Origin of the sequence: Micromonospora sp. NPDC003816, assembly GCF_042874705.1 — a bacterium.
Taxonomy (GTDB): Bacteria; Actinomycetota; Actinomycetes; order Mycobacteriales; family Micromonosporaceae; genus Micromonospora.
On the sequence record NZ_JBIANP010000004.1, the window covers coordinates 19,124 to 35,225 of the forward strand.

Annotated in this window: 15 protein-coding genes; 10 read left to right on the forward strand and 5 right to left on the reverse strand. The window is 71.6% G+C overall.

What is annotated here, in order from left to right:
• Window positions 1-36: 36 nt before the first annotated feature.
• From ACFYTT_RS15735 to ACFYTT_RS15750, 4 genes are all read left to right on the forward strand, one after another.
• Window positions 37-897: a hypothetical protein gene (locus ACFYTT_RS15735; RefSeq protein ID WP_387259834.1), complete on the forward strand. Its 861-nt coding sequence runs from the start codon at window positions 37-39 to the stop codon at window positions 895-897.
• Between the two features lie 31 nt (window positions 898-928).
• Complete coding sequence (fahA, locus tag ACFYTT_RS15740; RefSeq protein WP_387259837.1) at window positions 929-2,125, forward strand: fumarylacetoacetase; 1,197 nt, start codon at window positions 929-931, stop codon at window positions 2,123-2,125.
• A gap of 169 nt (window positions 2,126-2,294) precedes the next feature.
• Window positions 2,295-2,504, forward strand: a complete 210-nt coding sequence (locus tag ACFYTT_RS15745; protein WP_387259840.1) for a DUF397 domain-containing protein — start codon at window positions 2,295-2,297, stop codon at window positions 2,502-2,504.
• A 155-nt stretch (window positions 2,505-2,659) separates the two neighbouring features.
• Entirely contained in the window at window positions 2,660-3,910 is a 1,251-nt protein-coding gene (locus tag ACFYTT_RS15750; RefSeq protein ID WP_387259843.1) for a PQQ-binding-like beta-propeller repeat protein, read from the forward strand.
• A 114-nt stretch (window positions 3,911-4,024) separates the two neighbouring features.
• Here ACFYTT_RS15750 and hisC read toward each other — a convergent pair whose 3' ends face one another.
• From hisC to hppD, 4 genes are all read right to left on the reverse strand, one after another.
• Complete coding sequence (hisC, locus tag ACFYTT_RS15755; RefSeq protein WP_176095397.1) at window positions 4,025-5,125, reverse strand: histidinol-phosphate transaminase; 1,101 nt, start codon at window positions 5,123-5,125, stop codon at window positions 4,025-4,027.
• The gene (locus tag ACFYTT_RS15760) at window positions 5,122-6,165 is read right to left on the reverse strand and encodes an RDD family protein (RefSeq protein WP_387259846.1); all 1,044 of its coding nucleotides are present in this window, start codon (window positions 6,163-6,165) and stop codon (window positions 5,122-5,124) included. Before ACFYTT_RS15760 ends, hisC begins: the two co-directional genes overlap by 4 nt.
• Before the next feature lie 22 nt (window positions 6,166-6,187).
• Window positions 6,188-6,733 (reverse strand): RDD family protein, encoded by a 546-nt coding sequence (locus tag ACFYTT_RS15765; protein WP_387259849.1) that lies wholly within the window; start codon window positions 6,731-6,733, stop codon window positions 6,188-6,190.
• Window positions 6,734-6,981: 248 nt separating this feature from the next.
• Window positions 6,982-8,187 (reverse strand): 4-hydroxyphenylpyruvate dioxygenase, encoded by a 1,206-nt coding sequence (hppD, locus tag ACFYTT_RS15770; RefSeq protein WP_131051643.1) that lies wholly within the window; start codon window positions 8,185-8,187, stop codon window positions 6,982-6,984.
• Between the two features lie 139 nt (window positions 8,188-8,326).
• On the opposite strand from hppD, the gene ACFYTT_RS15775 reads away from it, so the two are divergent.
• Entirely contained in the window at window positions 8,327-8,812 is a 486-nt protein-coding gene (locus tag ACFYTT_RS15775) for an Lrp/AsnC family transcriptional regulator (RefSeq protein WP_131051642.1), read from the forward strand.
• A 131-nt stretch (window positions 8,813-8,943) separates the two neighbouring features.
• On the opposite strand, the gene ACFYTT_RS15780 is transcribed toward ACFYTT_RS15775, so the two are convergent.
• A complete protein-coding gene (locus tag ACFYTT_RS15780) occupies window positions 8,944-9,936 on the reverse strand; it encodes a helix-turn-helix domain-containing protein (RefSeq protein WP_176095394.1) in 993 nt (330 codons plus the stop codon).
• Window positions 9,937-10,003: 67 nt separating this feature from the next.
• Here ACFYTT_RS15780 and ACFYTT_RS15785 point away from each other — a divergent pair, with 67 nt between their 5' ends.
• The 5 genes from ACFYTT_RS15785 to ACFYTT_RS15805 all read left to right on the forward strand — a co-directional run bounded on the left by ACFYTT_RS15785 (window position 10,004) and on the right by ACFYTT_RS15805 (window position 15,890).
• A complete protein-coding gene (locus ACFYTT_RS15785) occupies window positions 10,004-11,287 on the forward strand; it encodes an MFS transporter (RefSeq protein ID WP_387259853.1) in 1,284 nt (427 codons plus the stop codon).
• A 213-nt stretch (window positions 11,288-11,500) separates the two neighbouring features.
• Window positions 11,501-12,934 carry a PQQ-binding-like beta-propeller repeat protein gene (locus tag ACFYTT_RS15790; RefSeq protein WP_131051639.1) on the forward strand — a complete coding sequence of 478 codons (1,434 nt, stop codon included), beginning with the start codon at window positions 11,501-11,503 and terminating at the stop codon, window positions 12,932-12,934.
• 250 nt (window positions 12,935-13,184) lie between these two features.
• Window positions 13,185-14,852, forward strand: coding sequence for a fumarate hydratase (locus ACFYTT_RS15795; protein WP_176095392.1), 1,668 nt, complete (start codon window positions 13,185-13,187; stop codon window positions 14,850-14,852).
• A gap of 91 nt (window positions 14,853-14,943) precedes the next feature.
• Window positions 14,944-15,354, forward strand: a complete 411-nt coding sequence (locus ACFYTT_RS15800) for a hypothetical protein (protein ID WP_387259856.1) — start codon at window positions 14,944-14,946, stop codon at window positions 15,352-15,354.
• Between the two features lie 8 nt (window positions 15,355-15,362).
• Complete coding sequence (locus ACFYTT_RS15805) at window positions 15,363-15,890, forward strand: hypothetical protein (RefSeq protein WP_278177213.1); 528 nt, start codon at window positions 15,363-15,365, stop codon at window positions 15,888-15,890.
• Window positions 15,891-16,102 lie beyond the last annotated feature (212 nt).

The following is a 16,102-nucleotide window of genomic DNA, read 5'->3' on the forward strand; positions in this document are numbered from 1 at the left end:
GTCCGCTTCTTAGAGCGTCCCGTACATTCTTGTCTCGTGTCAACGCAGCTGCCCGCGCTCGTCACCGGACTGGTCGACGACGCCGCCGTCTTCCCGCCGGGCAGCGCGTCGCTGCCCGACGCCCTCGCCGCCCACCGGCAGCACCGCGCCGCCTGGTACGCCGACCTCGTCGGCCCGCTGCTGCTGCCGGCCTCGACCGTGGCCGCAGGTGAACTGGACGGACTCGTCGATCCCGGGCTCGCCATCGGGCTGATCGGCGACACCGGTCTCGACCGCCTGCCCCTCGCGCTCTCCTGCCTGCCTCCGCTCGGCGTGACCGCCCGGCAGATCGAGGCGCCCGTCGCGCGGCGTGGCGAGGACCCGCAGCCCGGCCTGGCCGAGCTGATGACGCTGACCGAACGGCTGGACGGCGTACCCGTCTATGCGGAGATCCCGCTGACCTTCGGGCTGATGGGGGCGCTGGACGCGCTGGCCGGGGCGCGGGCCGGTGGGCTGCCGGTCGCCGCGAAGTTCCGCACCGGCGGGCTCGCCGCCGAGCTGTTCCCCACCCCCGCCGAACTGGCCGCGGTGATCTGCGCCTGCCGGGACCGGCGGCTGCCGTTCAAGCTGACCGCCGGTCTGCACCACGCCGTGCGGCAGGTGGATCCGGAGACCGGTTTCACCCACCACGGCTTCGGCAACGTGCTGGCCGCCACGCTGGCCGCCGCCGACGGGGCCACGGTGGAGACCGTCGCCGATCTGCTCACCGTGCGCGACGAGCGACCGCTGGTCCAGGGCACCGAGGGACGCCACGACTCGGCGCGTCCGCTCTGGGTGGGCTTCGGCTCGTGCAGCATCAGTGAACCACTGACCGACCTGATCCGGCTCGGGCTGGTGAACGGAGGATTCGAGGCATGAGCGAGTGGGCACGGTGGAACGGAGGGTCGGCGTGAGCTGGGTGACGGGTGCCGAGGGCTCCGGGTACGGGACGCACCACCTGCCGTACGGGGTGTTCCGGGTGGATTCCGGCGAGCCCCGGATCGGCGTACGCGTCGGGGACCTCGTGTTGGACCTGGCGGGCGCGGAGGAGGCCGGCCTGGTGCTGGCCGGTGGCGCGTTGCGGCAGTCCACGCTCAACGCGTTCCTGGCGCTGGGTCGCCCGCAGTGGACCGCCGCCCGGCAGCGGATCACCGAGCTGCTCACCGACGAGGCCCACCGCGCGGCGGTGGAACCGCTGCTGGTGCCGCTGGCCGAGGTGACGATGGAACTGCCCTTCGAGGTGGCCGACTACGTCGACTTCTACTCCTCGGAGCACCACGCCTCGAACGTCGGACTGATCTTCCGGCCGGGCCAGCCGCCGCTGCTGCCGAACTGGAAGCACCTGCCGATCGGCTACCACGGCCGGGCCGGCACGGTGGTGGTCTCCGGCACCCCGGTGATCCGCCCGCACGGCCAGCGGCCCGGTCCGCAGGGGCCGGTCTACGGACCGTCCGCGCGCCTGGACATCGAGGCCGAGGTCGGGTTCGTGGTGGGCGTACCGAGTCCACTCGGCCGGCGGGTGGCCGCCGCCGACTTCGCCGACCACGTCTTCGGGGTGGTGCTGGTCAACGACTGGTCGGCCCGGGACATCCAGGCGTGGGAATACCAACCGCTCGGGCCCTTCCTCGGCAAGTCGTTCGCCACCTCGGTGGCCGCGTGGATCACTCCGTTGGACGCGCTGCGACACGCCTTCGTGCCCGCCCCGGAGCAGGACCCGCCGGTGGTCGACTACCTGCGTGAGGAGTCCCGCCTGGGGCTGGACCTGCGGCTCACGGTGCGCTGGAACGGCGAGGCGGTCAGCGAGCCGCCGTTCGCCGGCATGTACTGGACGCCGGCCCAGCAGTTGGCGCACCTGACCGTCAACGGCGCCTCGCTGCGCACCGGCGACCTGTACGCCTCCGGCACCGTCTCCGGCCCGCGCCGGGACCAGGTCGGTTCGTTCCTGGAACTCACCTGGGGAGGCACCGAGCCGGTCGTGGTCGACGGGGCGGAGCGCACCTTCCTCGCCGACGGGGACACGGTGACCGTCACCGCGACCGCTCCCGGACCGGACGGCAGCACCATCGAGCTGGGTGAGGTCACCGGCACGGTCACGCCCGCGAACTGACCCCAACCCGACACAATTCCTTGATCGCACTCGATGTGCGATCAAGGACCGTCACTCTCTTCGTTGATGCCCTCGGAATCGCGTCGCCACGACGCGCCGGGCCGGCCGGTGCCCCCCGTTCCGGTCGGCCCGGCCCGGTGGCGACACGTCACAAACCGAGGAGATGACGATGCACGAACTCGTGGGCGCGGTCTGGCGTACCAGCAGCCGCTCGAACGACCAGGGTCTCTGTGTGGAGGTGGCCGACAACCTGGCCCGTGTCCACGGTGTGGTGGGCATACGCGACTCCAAGGACCAGGCCGGGCCGGTCCTGGTGGTCAGCCCGCCGGACTGGACGTCGTTCGTCGGCGCGATCCGGTCCGGGCACTTCACCCGCTGACGCCGTCGGCCGTGTCCCGCGAGTGCCCCGCTCTCGTGGGACACGGCCGCTTCCCGGGACGCGTCGGCCCCGACCGGAGCGTGACGCCCGCACCCTCGGGGCCGTACCCCCGCGCACTCAGCCCGGCTGGATAGGGTGCCGGTCGGAGGTGCGGGATGGGGTTGACGACGGGCCGGCGACGGATCGTGGCGGTGGTGTCCGTGGCTGTCATGGTCGCGGTCACCGCGATCACCGCGTACCGCGTGCTCGCTCCGGCCGAGGTCAGCACGACCGCGCGGGGCGAGTATCCGGCCGCCGCCGACCGGGAGGCCGGGGTGGTCGGCCGGCTGCCGGTGGCGCCGCTGATCGTCGACGGCCGCCTCCGGGTGTACGCCGCACAGCGCCAGGTGTACGCCGACGGGCCGGTGGACGCCCGCCACCGGGGTACGCCGTACTGGTCGTACCGGCGGTGGCCGGCCGAGGTGAGCGGGGTCGTGGCGGACGGGACCACGGTGGTCAGCCACTGGTCGGACGGGAAGCTGGTGGCGCTGGACGCGCGTACCGGACGGGTGGCCTGGCAGGTCGACGGCCCGGTGCCCGCCGAGGGGTGGACCGCGCGCCGCACCGGTGCCGGGGCGGTCTGGAGCCCGGCCGGTCTCTTCCATACCGGAGCCGGCGGCGCGTCGACGCTCGTGGTCTCCGGGCCGGAGCGCCTCGCCGCCTTCGCGCTCGACGACGGCCGGCTCCTCTGGTCCACGGAGGTGGACGACGACTGCCGCAGCGACGTGGGCACCACCACGACCGGTCGGTTCGCCGTGGTGGACCGGTGCGGGGGGCCGACGGTGGTCGAGTTCCTCGACGTGCGCACGGGTACGCCGGTGGACCGCTGGGAGCCGCCGGGCGCCGCTGCCGAGTGGAGCGTCACGCCGGTCGGCTGCGTCACCGAGGGCGTGCGCTGTGGTGGCCTGCGCGTCACCGGCCCGGGTGACGACGGGGGGCGAGGTTGGCTGCTGGCCGCCGACGGCCCGGTGGCCGCACCCGCACTCGACCCGACCGACGCCGAACTGCACGGGGAGTGGGTCGTCCGGGCTGCGGACGGCGTGGTCACCGGACGCTCCGCCCGCGACGGCGACGAGGTCTGGCGGCGTGCCGACCTCGGGGCGGTCCGGATCGTGGCCGTCCAGCCCGGCCGCGTGCACCTGCTCACCGAGACGAACGACCTGATCACCGTGGACCCGGCCACCGGGGTCGAGCGGTCCCGCTTCGTGCTGAACGTGGGGGCCGACGGGGTGGGCTGGGCGCCCGGGGCGGCGTACGCGAGCGGCGGCTACCTGGCGCTGGAGCGGCTCCGGCAGCCGCCGGTTCCGGACGCCGACGACCAGCGCTACTTCCTCACCTCGGAGCCGCTGGTGCTGGCGGCTACCTGACCGGCGGGGCGACAGCGAGTCTCGGGCAAATCGGACAAAAGTTACGTATGCTCTCGGTGGGCTTCCGGGCCGGTCCGCTGGGGGATGGCGGATCGGCCCGGCACCGCTCGTGGTTCAGACCAGGGCGGACTCGGCGGCGGCCAGGAACGCGTCGTTCTCCTCCGGCGTACCGACGGTCACCCGCACCCCGTCACCCGCGAACGGCCGGACGATCACGCCCCGCGACTCGCACGCCTTGCCGAACGCCACCGACCGGTCGCCCAACGGCAGCCAGACGAAGTTCGCCTGACTGGTGGGCACGTCCGGGACGAGCTTGCGCAGCGCCTCGGTGACCCGGTCCCGCTCGGCCACCACCAGCGCACACCGTCGCTGCACCTCGTCGGCCTGGGCCAACGCGGCCAGCGCGCCCGCCTGCGCCGCCATGCTGGTGGAGAACGGCGTGACGACCTTGCGGACCGCCGCCGCCACCTGCGGCTGCGCGACGAGGAAACCGATCCGCAGACCCGCCAGGCCCCACGCCTTGGAGAGGGTGCGCAGCACCGCCACGTTCGGCCGGTCGGCGTAGGTCAGCCCGTCCGGCACCTCCGGATCCGTGACGAACTCCCGGTACGCCTCGTCGATGACCACCAGCACGTCGTCCGGTACGGCGTCCAGGAAGCGGTCCAGCTCGGCCCGGCGTACCGCGGTGCCGGTCGGGTTGTTCGGGTTGCAGACCAGGATCATCCGCGTCCGGTCGGTCACCGCCGTGGCCATCGCGGACAGGTCGTGCCCGTGCCCGGCCGCGTTGGGCACCTGCACGCTGGTCGCGCCGCTGGTCGCCGCGATGATCGGGTACGCCTCGAAGGAACGCCACGAGTAGACCAGCTCGTCACCGGGCAGACAGGTGGTCCGGACCAGGTGCTCGGCCAGCGCCACCGAGCCGCAGCCGGTCGCGATCCGGTCCGGGGCCACGTCGTACCGGTCGGCCAACGCCTGACGCAGCGCGACGACGCCCATGTCCGGGTAGCGGTGCACACCGGCGACCGCCTCGGCGACCGCCTCCACGACCCCGGGGAGCGGGCCGTACGGCACCTCGTTGCTGGCCAGCTTGATGGCCTCGGGCAGGCCCAGCTCCCGGGCCAGGTCGGCCGGGCTGCGTCCGGGTACGTAGTTGGGCAGTGCGTCCAGGTCGGCGCGGGTCAACCGGGGTGCCGGCTGTCGTCCGGTGTCGGTCATGGGGTGTCTCCCGATGTGTCGGCACGGTCGTCGGTGCTGCGGTGGTCGGGGCTGCGGTGGTCGGGGGTGCGGTCGTCGGGGGTGCGGGAAAGCTGGACCACCACGGTCTGTGCCCGCTTGTCGTGCAGGGCCTGCCGTAGCGGATGGTCGAAGAGCGGCGAGAGCGCGTCGATCAACTGGAGCAACAGGCCGAGGCCGCAGCAGTACCAGAGCAGCGTGGGCAGGCCGAGCGTGTTCCAGCGACGCAGAGCCCGACCGAAGCCCAGCGGTGCGTCCGCCTCCATCGGCACCGCCTTGACCCGGAGCAACCGCTTGCCGAAGGTCTGCCCGCTGGCCGCCATCGCCGGGACCTCGTACGCCAACCAGAGCGCGGTGGCCAGCAGCAGGATCACCACCACCAGCGAGCCGGCCTGGTCGCCCGCCGGGGGCAGCGGGTCGGTGGTGCGGTCCTGCGCCTCGACCCGCCGCCAGAACTCGTTCAGCGGAGTGGCGTACTCCTGCGCCAGCCGATAGACGAAGAAGCCGTTCACGAACACGTTGAGCAGGAAGACGATGCCGAAGTCGATCAGCCGGGCACCGAACCGGGCACCGAACGAGGCCAGCGGCAACCCGTGCGGCCGGGGCGGTGGTGGTGTGCCCGGCCAGGTCGGGTACGGCCAGCCGGGAGGCGGTCCCGAGCCGGGCGGCCAGCCCGATTGCTGTCCGGGGTGGCCGCCGTGCTGATCGGGTGTGCCGCCAGGTGGGCCCGGCTGTGGTCCGGGCGTGCCGCCGGGCTGGCCGGGCCAGCCGGGTGTGCCGGTGGGCTGGCCGGGCCAGGTGGTGTGCGGGCCCGGCTCGGCGGGTGCGCCGGTCGGCGAGGCGGTCCCGGCGGCCGGGGTCGCCGGCTCGGGTTCGGGCGTGGGCTCGGGTTCCGGCGGGGGTGGGCCTTCGGGTGGGGTGACGTCCACCGGGATGGGCGCGCCGATCCAACCCTCGCCGTCCCAGTACCTGCGGGTCTCGGGATCGGCGGGGTCGACGTACCAACCGGGTGCCACGCTCACGTCGCGGCCTCGCTGCGCTCGTTCACCTCGACACCTTAACGACGACGGTCCCGGCGAACTTGTCGTGGAGGCACTGCTGCCAGGGCTTGTCCCACAACTGCCAGAGCCCGTCGAGGTAACTGCCACCCGGCACCAGGGACCCGCCGACGAACTGCACGAGGTACCTCTTGCCGGCCGCCCGGCGGTCCAGGTCGTGCGTCGGGTCGAGCATCACCACCCGCAGGTTCATCACCCGCTTGCCGACGCTCTGCCCGCCGTTCCGGATCAGGTACTCCACGTGGTAGACCCAGTACAGCGCGAACATCACCACGAAGAGACCGACCTGGAGCAGCAGGAGCGGCAGCAGGAACTCGGTGAAGACCGTTCCCGGGTCCGGTTCGGCCAGGGTGCCGTCCGGGTTCGTCCGGGTCATCGCGCTGAACATCCGGAGCCAGATGAAGACGAAGGCCGGCACGAAGAGCACCATCAGCACCACGCCGGCGACCAACGAGTCGATCATGTACGCGGCCAGCCGCTCGCCGAAGCCGGCCAGCGGCTGCCCGCCCGGCCCGAGGACCGGTGGCGCCACTCCCGGTGCCCAGCCCGGCTGCTGCTGTCCGGGCGGACCCGCCCAGCCCGCGCCCGGCGGCTGCTGCGGTCCAGGTGGACCCGGCCAGCCGGGCGGTGGCGGATGACCGGGTGGCGAGTGGCCCGGTGGTGCGTACTGGGGCGGAATCGGATGCGGCGGGCCGAGGGGCGGCGGTGCGCCGCCGGCCGGGGGCGTAGGCCCGCCGGCCGGCGACGGGTGCACGGGAGGCTGGGTCACGCTGGACAGTGTTACAGGTTGCCGCGCTTCTCCTGCTCCCGCTCGATCGCCTCGAAGAGCGCCTTGAAGTTGCCCTTGCCGAAACCGAGGGAGCCGTGCCGCTCGATCAGCTCGAAGAAGACGGTCGGGCGGTCCTGCACCGGCTTGGTGAAGATCTGGAGCAGGTAGCCGTCCTCGTCCCGGTCGACCAGGATCTTGCGGGACTTCAACTCCTCGATCGGTACCCGGACCTCACCGATCCGGGCCCGCAGCTCCGGGTCCTCGTAGTACGAGTCCGGGGTGTCCAGGAAGTCGACCCCGGCGGCGCGCATCGCGTCGACGCTGGCCAGGATGTCGTTGGTGGCGACGGCGATGTGCTGCGCGCCCGGACCCTGGTAGAACTCCAGGTACTCGTCGATCTGCGACTTCTTCCGGGCGACCGCCGGCTCGTTGAGCGGGAACTTCACCTTGCGGGTGCCGTTCGCGACGACCTTGCTCATCAGGGCCGAGTAGTCGGTGGCGATGTCGTCGCCGACGAACTCCGCCATGTTGGTGAAGCCCATCACCCGCCGGTAGAACTCCACCCACTCGTCCATCCGGCCCAGCTCCACGTTGCCGACCACGTGGTCGACCGCCTGGAAGAAGCGCTTGGGCTGCACCCCGGCGTCGATCATCGGCTGCCGGTCCACGATCGGCTTGCGAGCGACGAAACCGGGCAGGAACGGGCCGGTGTACCGGGAACGGTCCACCAGGGTGTGCCGGGTCTCGCCGTAGGTGGCGATGGCGGCCAGCCGTACGGTGCCGTGCTCGTCGGTGACGTCGTGCGGCTCGGCCAGCCCCGTCGCGCCCTGGGCGGTGGCGTGCGCGTACGCGGCGTCCACGTCCGGCACCTCCAGCGCGATGTCCGAGACACCGTCACTGTGCCGGGCCACGTGCGCGGTGCCGGTGGCGTCGGGACGCACCGCCCCGGTGAGCACGAACCGGGCCGAACCGCTGGTCAGCACGTACTCGGCGTGATCGCGATAGCCCTGCTCCGGGCCCCGGTAGGCCACGCAGGTCATGCCGAACGCGGTGGAGTAGTAGTGCGCGGCCTGCTTGGCGTTGCCGACCAGGAAGCGCACGTGGTCCATGCCCTTGACCGGGAACGGGTCCTTGCTGGTGTCGTGGTCGACGGCGCCGACGAGGGCGTCGACGTCGACCTCCTCGGTCGACTGGGGTCGGTCGATCGCCTGGGTCATGGTGGCCTCCCTTGCGTACCGGCCGGCCTCGTGGGCCGACGGGGTCGTCTGCTGCTGCGAGCATCGCGGTGAGCGGGCTCACTGGGCAACACTCTCCGCCTACGCTGGTCAGGTTGCGCAAACGGTATGGTGTTCACGCATGAACCCTGGACAGGTTGTACAGCTCGATGCGCTGGACGCGAGACTGATCGAGTTGCTCGCGGAGGAACCGCGGATCGGTGTGCTGGAGTGCTCCCGCCGACTCCGGGTGGCCCGGGGCACCGTCCAGGCCCGGCTGGACAAGCTGGTCGGCCGGGGCGTGATCGCCGGCTTCGGACCGGACCTCGGACCCGCCGCCCTCGGCTTCACGGTGACCAGCTTCGTCACGCTGGAGATCAGCCAGCGGCTCGGGCACGACCCGGTGACCCGCCACCTCGCGGCGATCCCCGAGGTGCTGGAGGCGCACACCATCACCGGCTCGGGCGACGTGCTCTGCCGGATCGTGGCCCGGTCGAACACCGACCTCCAGCGGGTGATCGACCAGATCGTGGCGTACGAGGGGATCACCCGCGCCTCGACGATCATCGCGCTCGCCGAGCAGATCCCCTACCGCGTCCTCCCCCTGGTCCGCTCCGCCGTCGCATGAGCCCCCCGCCCAGCGGGTGCTGATGTAAGGAGGGGTGCTGATGTAAGGAGGGGTCCCCTGCTAACGCCTGGTGTATAGGAAGGGACCCCTGCTTACATCCGGGCGCGCTGCACGCGACGGTGCGGGAGTGGTCAGCGCTCGGCGAGGGCGTCGCCGAGCGGGGTGCGTCGGTAGCGGACGGCCCGGCCGGAACGTACCCGGCTGACCAGGCCCGCCCCGCGCAGCACGGTCAGGTGGTCACCGACCCCGCCCAGACTCAGCCCGAGTTGGGCGACGAGCTGACTGGTGGTGGCGGGCAGCGCGAGCGCCCGCAGCACCGCCGCACGGGACCGCCCGAGCAGGCGGTCCAGGTGGTCGTCCGGACGGCTCGGATCGGGTGGCCCGAGCAGTTCCGCCGCACCGTAGGCCGGGTAGACGATCGCGAACGGCCACGGCGGTTCGAGGTACTTGATCAGGATGCCGAATACGGTGGGGACGAAGAGAAGTCCCCGCCCGGCCAGCGAGTGCGTCTCCTCCTGGAGCGGGTCGTCGACCTCGATGGTGCCCACGTCGCCACCGGGCACCCAGCGCATCCGGGGATCCAGGCCCGCGATGGCCGCACCCCAGCCGTACGCGAGCAGCCGACCGGCCCGGTGCAGCAGGTCGCGTTCGAGAACCGCGCGCAGGCGGGGCCAGTCCGGCTGTACGAGTGTCGTCCAGGCCGCCTCGATCGCGTCCGCGAGCAGGTCCACCACGTGCGGCGACCGGTAGATCCGGAGGGCGTACCCGGGGGGTGTGGTGTGCGGGGCGACGAGGTTGCGGGCCAGCTCGTCCCGGGCCTGGGCGAGCGGGGTGGCCCGGACCACCGCCAGTTCGTCGGCGAAGTCCTGGGCGGTGTCGGCCGGTGGCGGATGGATGAAGTCGGCGTTGTAGCCGCCCCGGCGCATCAGCGCCAGCAGCGCGCCCACCTCCGGCAGCTCGCGCCGCAGCCGCTCGTACACCGGCCGTTGCCGGGCCACCCAGGGGGCGAGCCCGGGGGCGCTGTTCAGCCCGGCCAGCAGCCGCAGCGCGGAGACCGTCTCACCCAGCGGTGAGACGGCGAACCGGCTCGCCGCCAGGTCGGCCGGGGTCACCTCGATCCGCACACCACGACCTTTCGTTCCCTGGCGAAAGGATAGAGCCGGACCGGGTACGCGCACGAAGCTTGCCGGCGTGAACAGCACCAGCACCACCGCAGCTCAGCGGGCTGCCGAACGTCCGGCGACGTTCCGGGACGTCTTCGCCGTTAGCGAGTTCCGGGTGATCTTCGCCAGCTTCAGCGTCTTCATGATCGGCGAGACGGTGAAGATGCTCGCCCTGTCCGTGCTCGTCTACGAGCGCACCGGGTCCGGCCTGCTGGCCGCCCTGGCGTACGTGACCGGGTTCCTGCCGCACGCCCTGGGCGGGGTGTTCCTGCTGGCGCTGGCCGACCGGTGGCCGGCCCGAGCCATGATGGTCGGCTACGACCTGCTGCGGATGGTCATGGTGGCGGTACTCGCCGTCGGGGCGCTCTCCCCGTCGGCCATGCTCGGGCTGGTCGCGGTGGTGGCCCTCTTCGGCCCGGTCAGCAACGCCGCCCGCACCGCGCTGTTGCCCGAGGTGCTGCACGGCGACGCGTACGTGCTCGGACGCTCGCTGCTCTCGGTCGCCTCCGGCGGGACCCAGGTCGCCGGGTTCGCGGTCGGCGGGCTGCTACTCGGGCTCGTCGGCCCGTACGGTGCGCTCTGGCTGACTGCGGTGACCTGCGGGCTCTCGGCGCTGCTGGTGCGGATCGGTCTCACCCGACGCCCGGCCCGCATCCACTACGCCCCGATGGCGACCGACAAGCCGGCGCGCGGGGCGGTACGCGAGACCCTGCGGGTCAACCGGAGCCTGCTCGCCGACCGGCGGATCCGGGGACTGCTGCTCGCCCAGTGGCTGCCCGGCTCGCTGCTGGTGGGCGCGGAGGGGGTGGCCGTGCCGTACGCGGCCGACCTCGGGCCGGGCGCCAGCGCGGGCGTACTGCTGATGGCCGGGGCGGGCGGCATGCTCGTCGGTGACCTGCTGGTGGGGCGCTTCGTCGCGCCGGCCCGGCGGGAACGGTGGACGCCCTGGCTCGCGCTGCTGCTCGGCGTACCGATGCTCGCGTTCGTGGCCCGGCCGTCGCTGGTGCCGGCGGCAGCCCTGTTCGCGGTGGCGACCGCAGGCTTCGCCTACCAGCTCGGGTTGGCCCGACGGTTCCTCGACGCGGTGCCCGAAGGCCGGCGTGGGCAGGCGTTCGGGCTGGTGAGCACCGGCATGATGGCGATGCAGGGGCTGGCTGCGGCGGGTGCGGGCGCGCTCAGCGAGGTGCTCGCGCCGGGCCTCGTGATGGCGTTGGCCGGCGCGGCGTCGGCCACGGCGACGCTGATCCTGTGGCCGGTGCTCGCCCCGACCGGCCGCCCGCGTTCGGTCGGCGCGGGAGGTGCCGCCGCATGAGGTCGCGGCGTTCGGTCGCCGTGTGCTGCCGCCGTGCGCCGTCGCGGTGTGCGGTTGCGGTGTGCGGTTGCGGTGTGCGGTTGCGGTGTGCGGTTGCGGTGTGCGGTTAGGAAGGGACCCTTTTACCACCGGAGGCGTTAGCAAGGGTCCCTTCCTTTCACGACACGCGGGGTGGTGCGGGCGGTTGGGGGCGCGGGTGGCTACCGTGATCCGGTGGCGAAGGGCAGCGGGCTCGGCGTACGTGGCTGGCTGCTGCTCGGCCTCGCCACGGTGGTGGCGCTCGCCGCGACCGGCGTCTGGAACCCCTTCCCGACCATGTGGGACTGGGTGAACCGGCGACAGCCCATCTCCTCCCCTGATGTGCAGTGGCAGCAGCGCATCGGCGGCACCCCGCGCAGCGTCACGATCGCCGGTGAGGCGGTGATCGTCGAGCAGCGCACCCGCGTCGAGGCCCGCAGCCTGGCCACCGGCTCCCAGCTCTGGGAACGCAAGGCCGACTGGAGCGCGGTGGCCGGCGTCGGCCCGGAGTCCGTCGTCGCCGTGGGCAAGTTGCTGGTCAAGGGGTACGAGGTCCTCGACCCGAGTACCGGCGTGACGCGACGACGCGACGACGACGCGGTGGCCGTCTGGACGTACCGGAACCTGCTGCTCGACGCGCGCTGCGTGGAGGCCACCGACTGCACGCTGAGCGCCTGGGACCCGCGCGGCACCGCCCCGATCTGGACCGCGTTCCTGCCCGGGGTCAGCAGCGGCCTGCTCGCCGACAACCCGAACCTGCTGGACACCCGCCGCCTCGGCACGAACCGCATCCACGAGGAGGTGGCCGGCCCGGAGTCGGTGCCGCCGCTGCTCGGGTTCCCGGTCGACGGCCGGGTGCACGTGGTCGACACCGCCACCGGCCGGGTGCTCCAGAACGTCGAGCCCGGCCGGGACGAGCGGCTGGCCGTGATCGGCGGGCGCCTGCTGCACATCGCCGCCCGCTCGCAGGACGGCAACTGCTACTTCGCCATCACCGGCCGCGACCCGGCCACCGGCCAGGAGGCGTGGCGGCGGTCCGGGATCAACCTGCGGACCGCCGACAGCGCGGGCTGCGTGCAGCGGGAGGACCCGTACGGTGCCCGCAACGTGCTGATCGGAGTCGCGCCCGACGGCCGGGAGACGGTCCTCGACGGCTACGACGGGCGGCTGCTGCTGGTGGCCGCCGAGGGGGAGCGGGTACTGGCAGTCGACGACCGGTACGCCGTGGTGCGGACCGCCGACGGGGACACCGTCTCCGGCCGGGAACTCGGCACCGACCGGACCAGGTGGAACCGGCCCACCGGGGAGAAGACGGGCGCCGCGCTGACCCCGTACGCGACCGTGCTCACCGACGAGAAACCGAACCGGCTGGTGGCGCTCGATCCGCGTACCGGCCGGGAACTGGTCGTGCTGCGGACCTCCGCCAACGCCCTCGCGGTCGGCCCCGCCGGCATGGTGATCGGCGAGGGCCGCGAGATCGGGTACGTCCGCTTCGGCGCCACGGGCGACCCGGCACGCGACGGTAACGGGGGAGTACCGGGTCCCGCCGGTACCGGGCAGGTGCCGCAGCCCCAGGAAAGCTGCGGCCCCAAGAACGAACTCTGCACGGCTCCCGATTCCGGCAAGTGAGCCGGTCGGCGGGGCGGCCGAGTGCAACGCCCCACCACCTCACCCGGCGGGTGGGACCGACCGACCTGTCTGCCCTAGGCTTTGCGGTCATGAGCGAGCGCCAGCGAGCGAATCATCAATTCGGTGCGGTGATGGCCTCATGGCGGCACGCAGCGGAGCGGAGTGTCGTCATGAGCGAGCGCCAGCGAGCGAATAATCAGCGCAGTGCGGCGGTGCCTCATGGCGGCGCGGAGCGAAGCGGAGTGCGGTCATGAGCAGTGCCGTGGACTTCTCGTACGCCCCCCTGCTGCCGACCGGTCCCGACCAGACGGAGTACCGCCTGATCACCGACGAGGGCGTCGATGTCGTCAACGGGCCCGGTGGTCGGCGTTTCCTCACCGTGGACCCGGCGGCGCTGACCGCGTTGACCGCCGAGGCGATGCACGACATCGCGCACTTCCTGCGTCCGGCGCACCTGGCCCAGCTGCGGTCGATCGTCGACGACCCACAGGCCTCGCCGAACGATCGGTTCGTGGCGCTCGACCTGCTGCGCAACGCCAACATCGCGGCCGGCGGGGTGCTGCCGATGTGCCAGGACACCGGCACCGCGATCGTGATGGGCAAGCGTGGTCGGCACGTACTCACCGACGGCAGCGACGCCGAGGCGATCTCGCGGGGTGTGTGGCAGGCGTACACGAGGTTGAACCTGCGCTACTCCCAGCTCGCCCCGCTCACCATGTGGGAGGAGCGCAACACCGGCAGCAACCTCCCGGCCCAGGTGGATCTGTACGCGGAGGACCCGGATGGGCACCCGGACGCGTACAAGTTCCTGTTCATGGCCAAGGGGGGCGGTTCGGCCAACAAGTCGTATCTCTACCAGGAGACCAAGGCGCTGCTGAACCCCACGCGGATGATGCAGTTCCTGGACGAGAAGCTGCGGCTGATCGGCACCTCGGCCTGTCCGCCGTACCACCTGGCCGTAGTGATCGGCGGCACCAGCGCCGAGTACGCCCTGAAGACTGCCAAGTACGCCAGCGCCAAGTACCTCGACGCGTTGCCCACGTCCGGTTCGATGTCCGCGCACGGCTTCCGGGACCTGGAGCTGGAGGCCGAGGTGCTGGAGCTGACCCGCAACTTCGGCATCGGCGCGCAGTTCGGTGGGCGGTACTTCTGCCACGACGTGCGGGTGGTGCGGCTGCCCCGGCACGGGGCGTCCTGCCCGGTGGCGATCGCGGTGTCCTGCTCGGCCGACCGCCAGGCGGTTGCGAAGATCACCCCGTCGGGTGTCTGGCTGGAGCGACTCGAAACCGACCCGGCCCGCTACCTGCCCGATGTCACCGAGGGGCAGTTGGACGCCACCGAGGTGGTCCGAGTCGACCTGAACCGCCCGATGGACGAGATCCGCGCCGAGCTGTCGAAGTACCCGGTGAAGACGCGTCTGTCGTTGACCGGCCCGCTGGTGGTGGCCCGTGACATCGCGCACTCGAAGATCGCCGAGCGGCTGGACGCGGGCGAGTCGATGCCGCAGTACCTCCGCGACCACGCCGTCTACTACGCCGGTCCGGCGAAGACCCCGGAGGGGTACGCCTCCGGTTCGTTCGGCCCGACCACAGCCGGGCGGATGGACGCGTACGTGGAGAAGTTCCAGGCTGCCGGCGGCTCGATGGTGATGCTCGCGAAGGGCAACCGGTCGAACCAGGTGACCCGCTCCTGCGAGCAGCACGGCGGCTTCTACCTCGGCTCGATCGGCGGGCCGGCGGCCCGGCTCGCGCAGGACTGCATCAAGCACGTCGAGGTTCTGGAGTACGCGGAACTCGGCATGGAGGCGGTCTGGAAGATCGAGGTGGAGGACTTCCCGGCCTTCATCGTGGTCGACGACAAGGGCAACGACTTCTTCGCCGAGGTGACCAAGCCGGTCCTCAGCATCGGTCGCCGCTGAGCATTTGGAGTTTCTGTAGTTTCTGTAGTTTCTGCAGTTCGACATCTTCTCGTTTGAGCGGTATGCTCTCCGTCAAGCGAGAGGGAAGTTGATGCCGTCCATCGACGATATTGATGATGACACCGACCAGTACCTTGCCTTCGCGGCAGAGGTTGCTGGGCTGACCAAAGGACAGGTCGTCGCTAGGCTCGTGGTGGACGCGCGGAGGCGCGCGGGGGCGGGCAGGGAGGGACTCCGCCCCCCCGAGACTGACGAGCCGCATGCTGTTCGGGTCTATGCCGACTACGCAGGACACCGGACCTATGCGTCTTTCGTGCCGGGTCCCGGACGGATCGAGATCACCTCTGGGCCGCTCGCCGGGCAGATCTTCAGGACGCCGAGCCAGGCTGCTCGGAGGATCGTAGAGCACTACAAGCCTGATGTTTCCTCGTCGAGGAATGGTTGGGCCTTCTTCCTCGTCGAGGAGAGCGGCTTACCCCTCCAAAGCCTGCGGCATCGCTGAGGCCCGGCATGCGTGTGCACACCTTCGTTGACGAGACCAAGGAGCGCGGCCTGATCATGGCTGCCGCGACGCTCGGCCCCGACTCGCTGTCCAGAGCGCGCCAGGCGATCGCCAGGCTGACACTGCCGAACCAGCGCAGCATTCACTTCTGCAAAGAGCGCAACGACAGGCGCAGGTTGATAATCGCTGCTCTGCGCGTCTTGGATCCGATCATCGTGCTCTATGACGCGACCGGTCATCGTGATCTCCGGATCGGTCGGGAGCTGTGCCTACGGGCTCTGGTTGCGGACGCGGCAAAGATCGAGACCGAGCGACTTGTGTTGGAGCTCGACGACTCCCGTCGTGCCGCTGATGCTGCCGTGCTCAACCGGGAAATTCGGCTCGCGGGCATGATCGGGCAGATCCGCTATGACCATCTTCGTGCTTACGACGACCATCTGCTGGTGCTGCCCGACGCGATCGCATGGTCATGGGCCAGAGGCGGTGAGTGGCGCGCGATGGTGCGGCCCATGATCAGGGAAGTGCGCAATGTGTGAGAGGCAGGAGACGCGAGACCCGGCCCACCCACCGTCCGGAAGGCTGCCGGGTCCACTTTCAGGAGCTATTGCTCCTGACGGTTGAAGCATAACCCCTCTCGCTGACAGCCTCAACGGAACAGCCGGCAGCTCACCGTGCAGGCACAGGAATGCCAGGCGGGCGGTCCGGGCTGGCGAGGTGGCATCCTGCTGGGGCGATCATCTGCACGTCC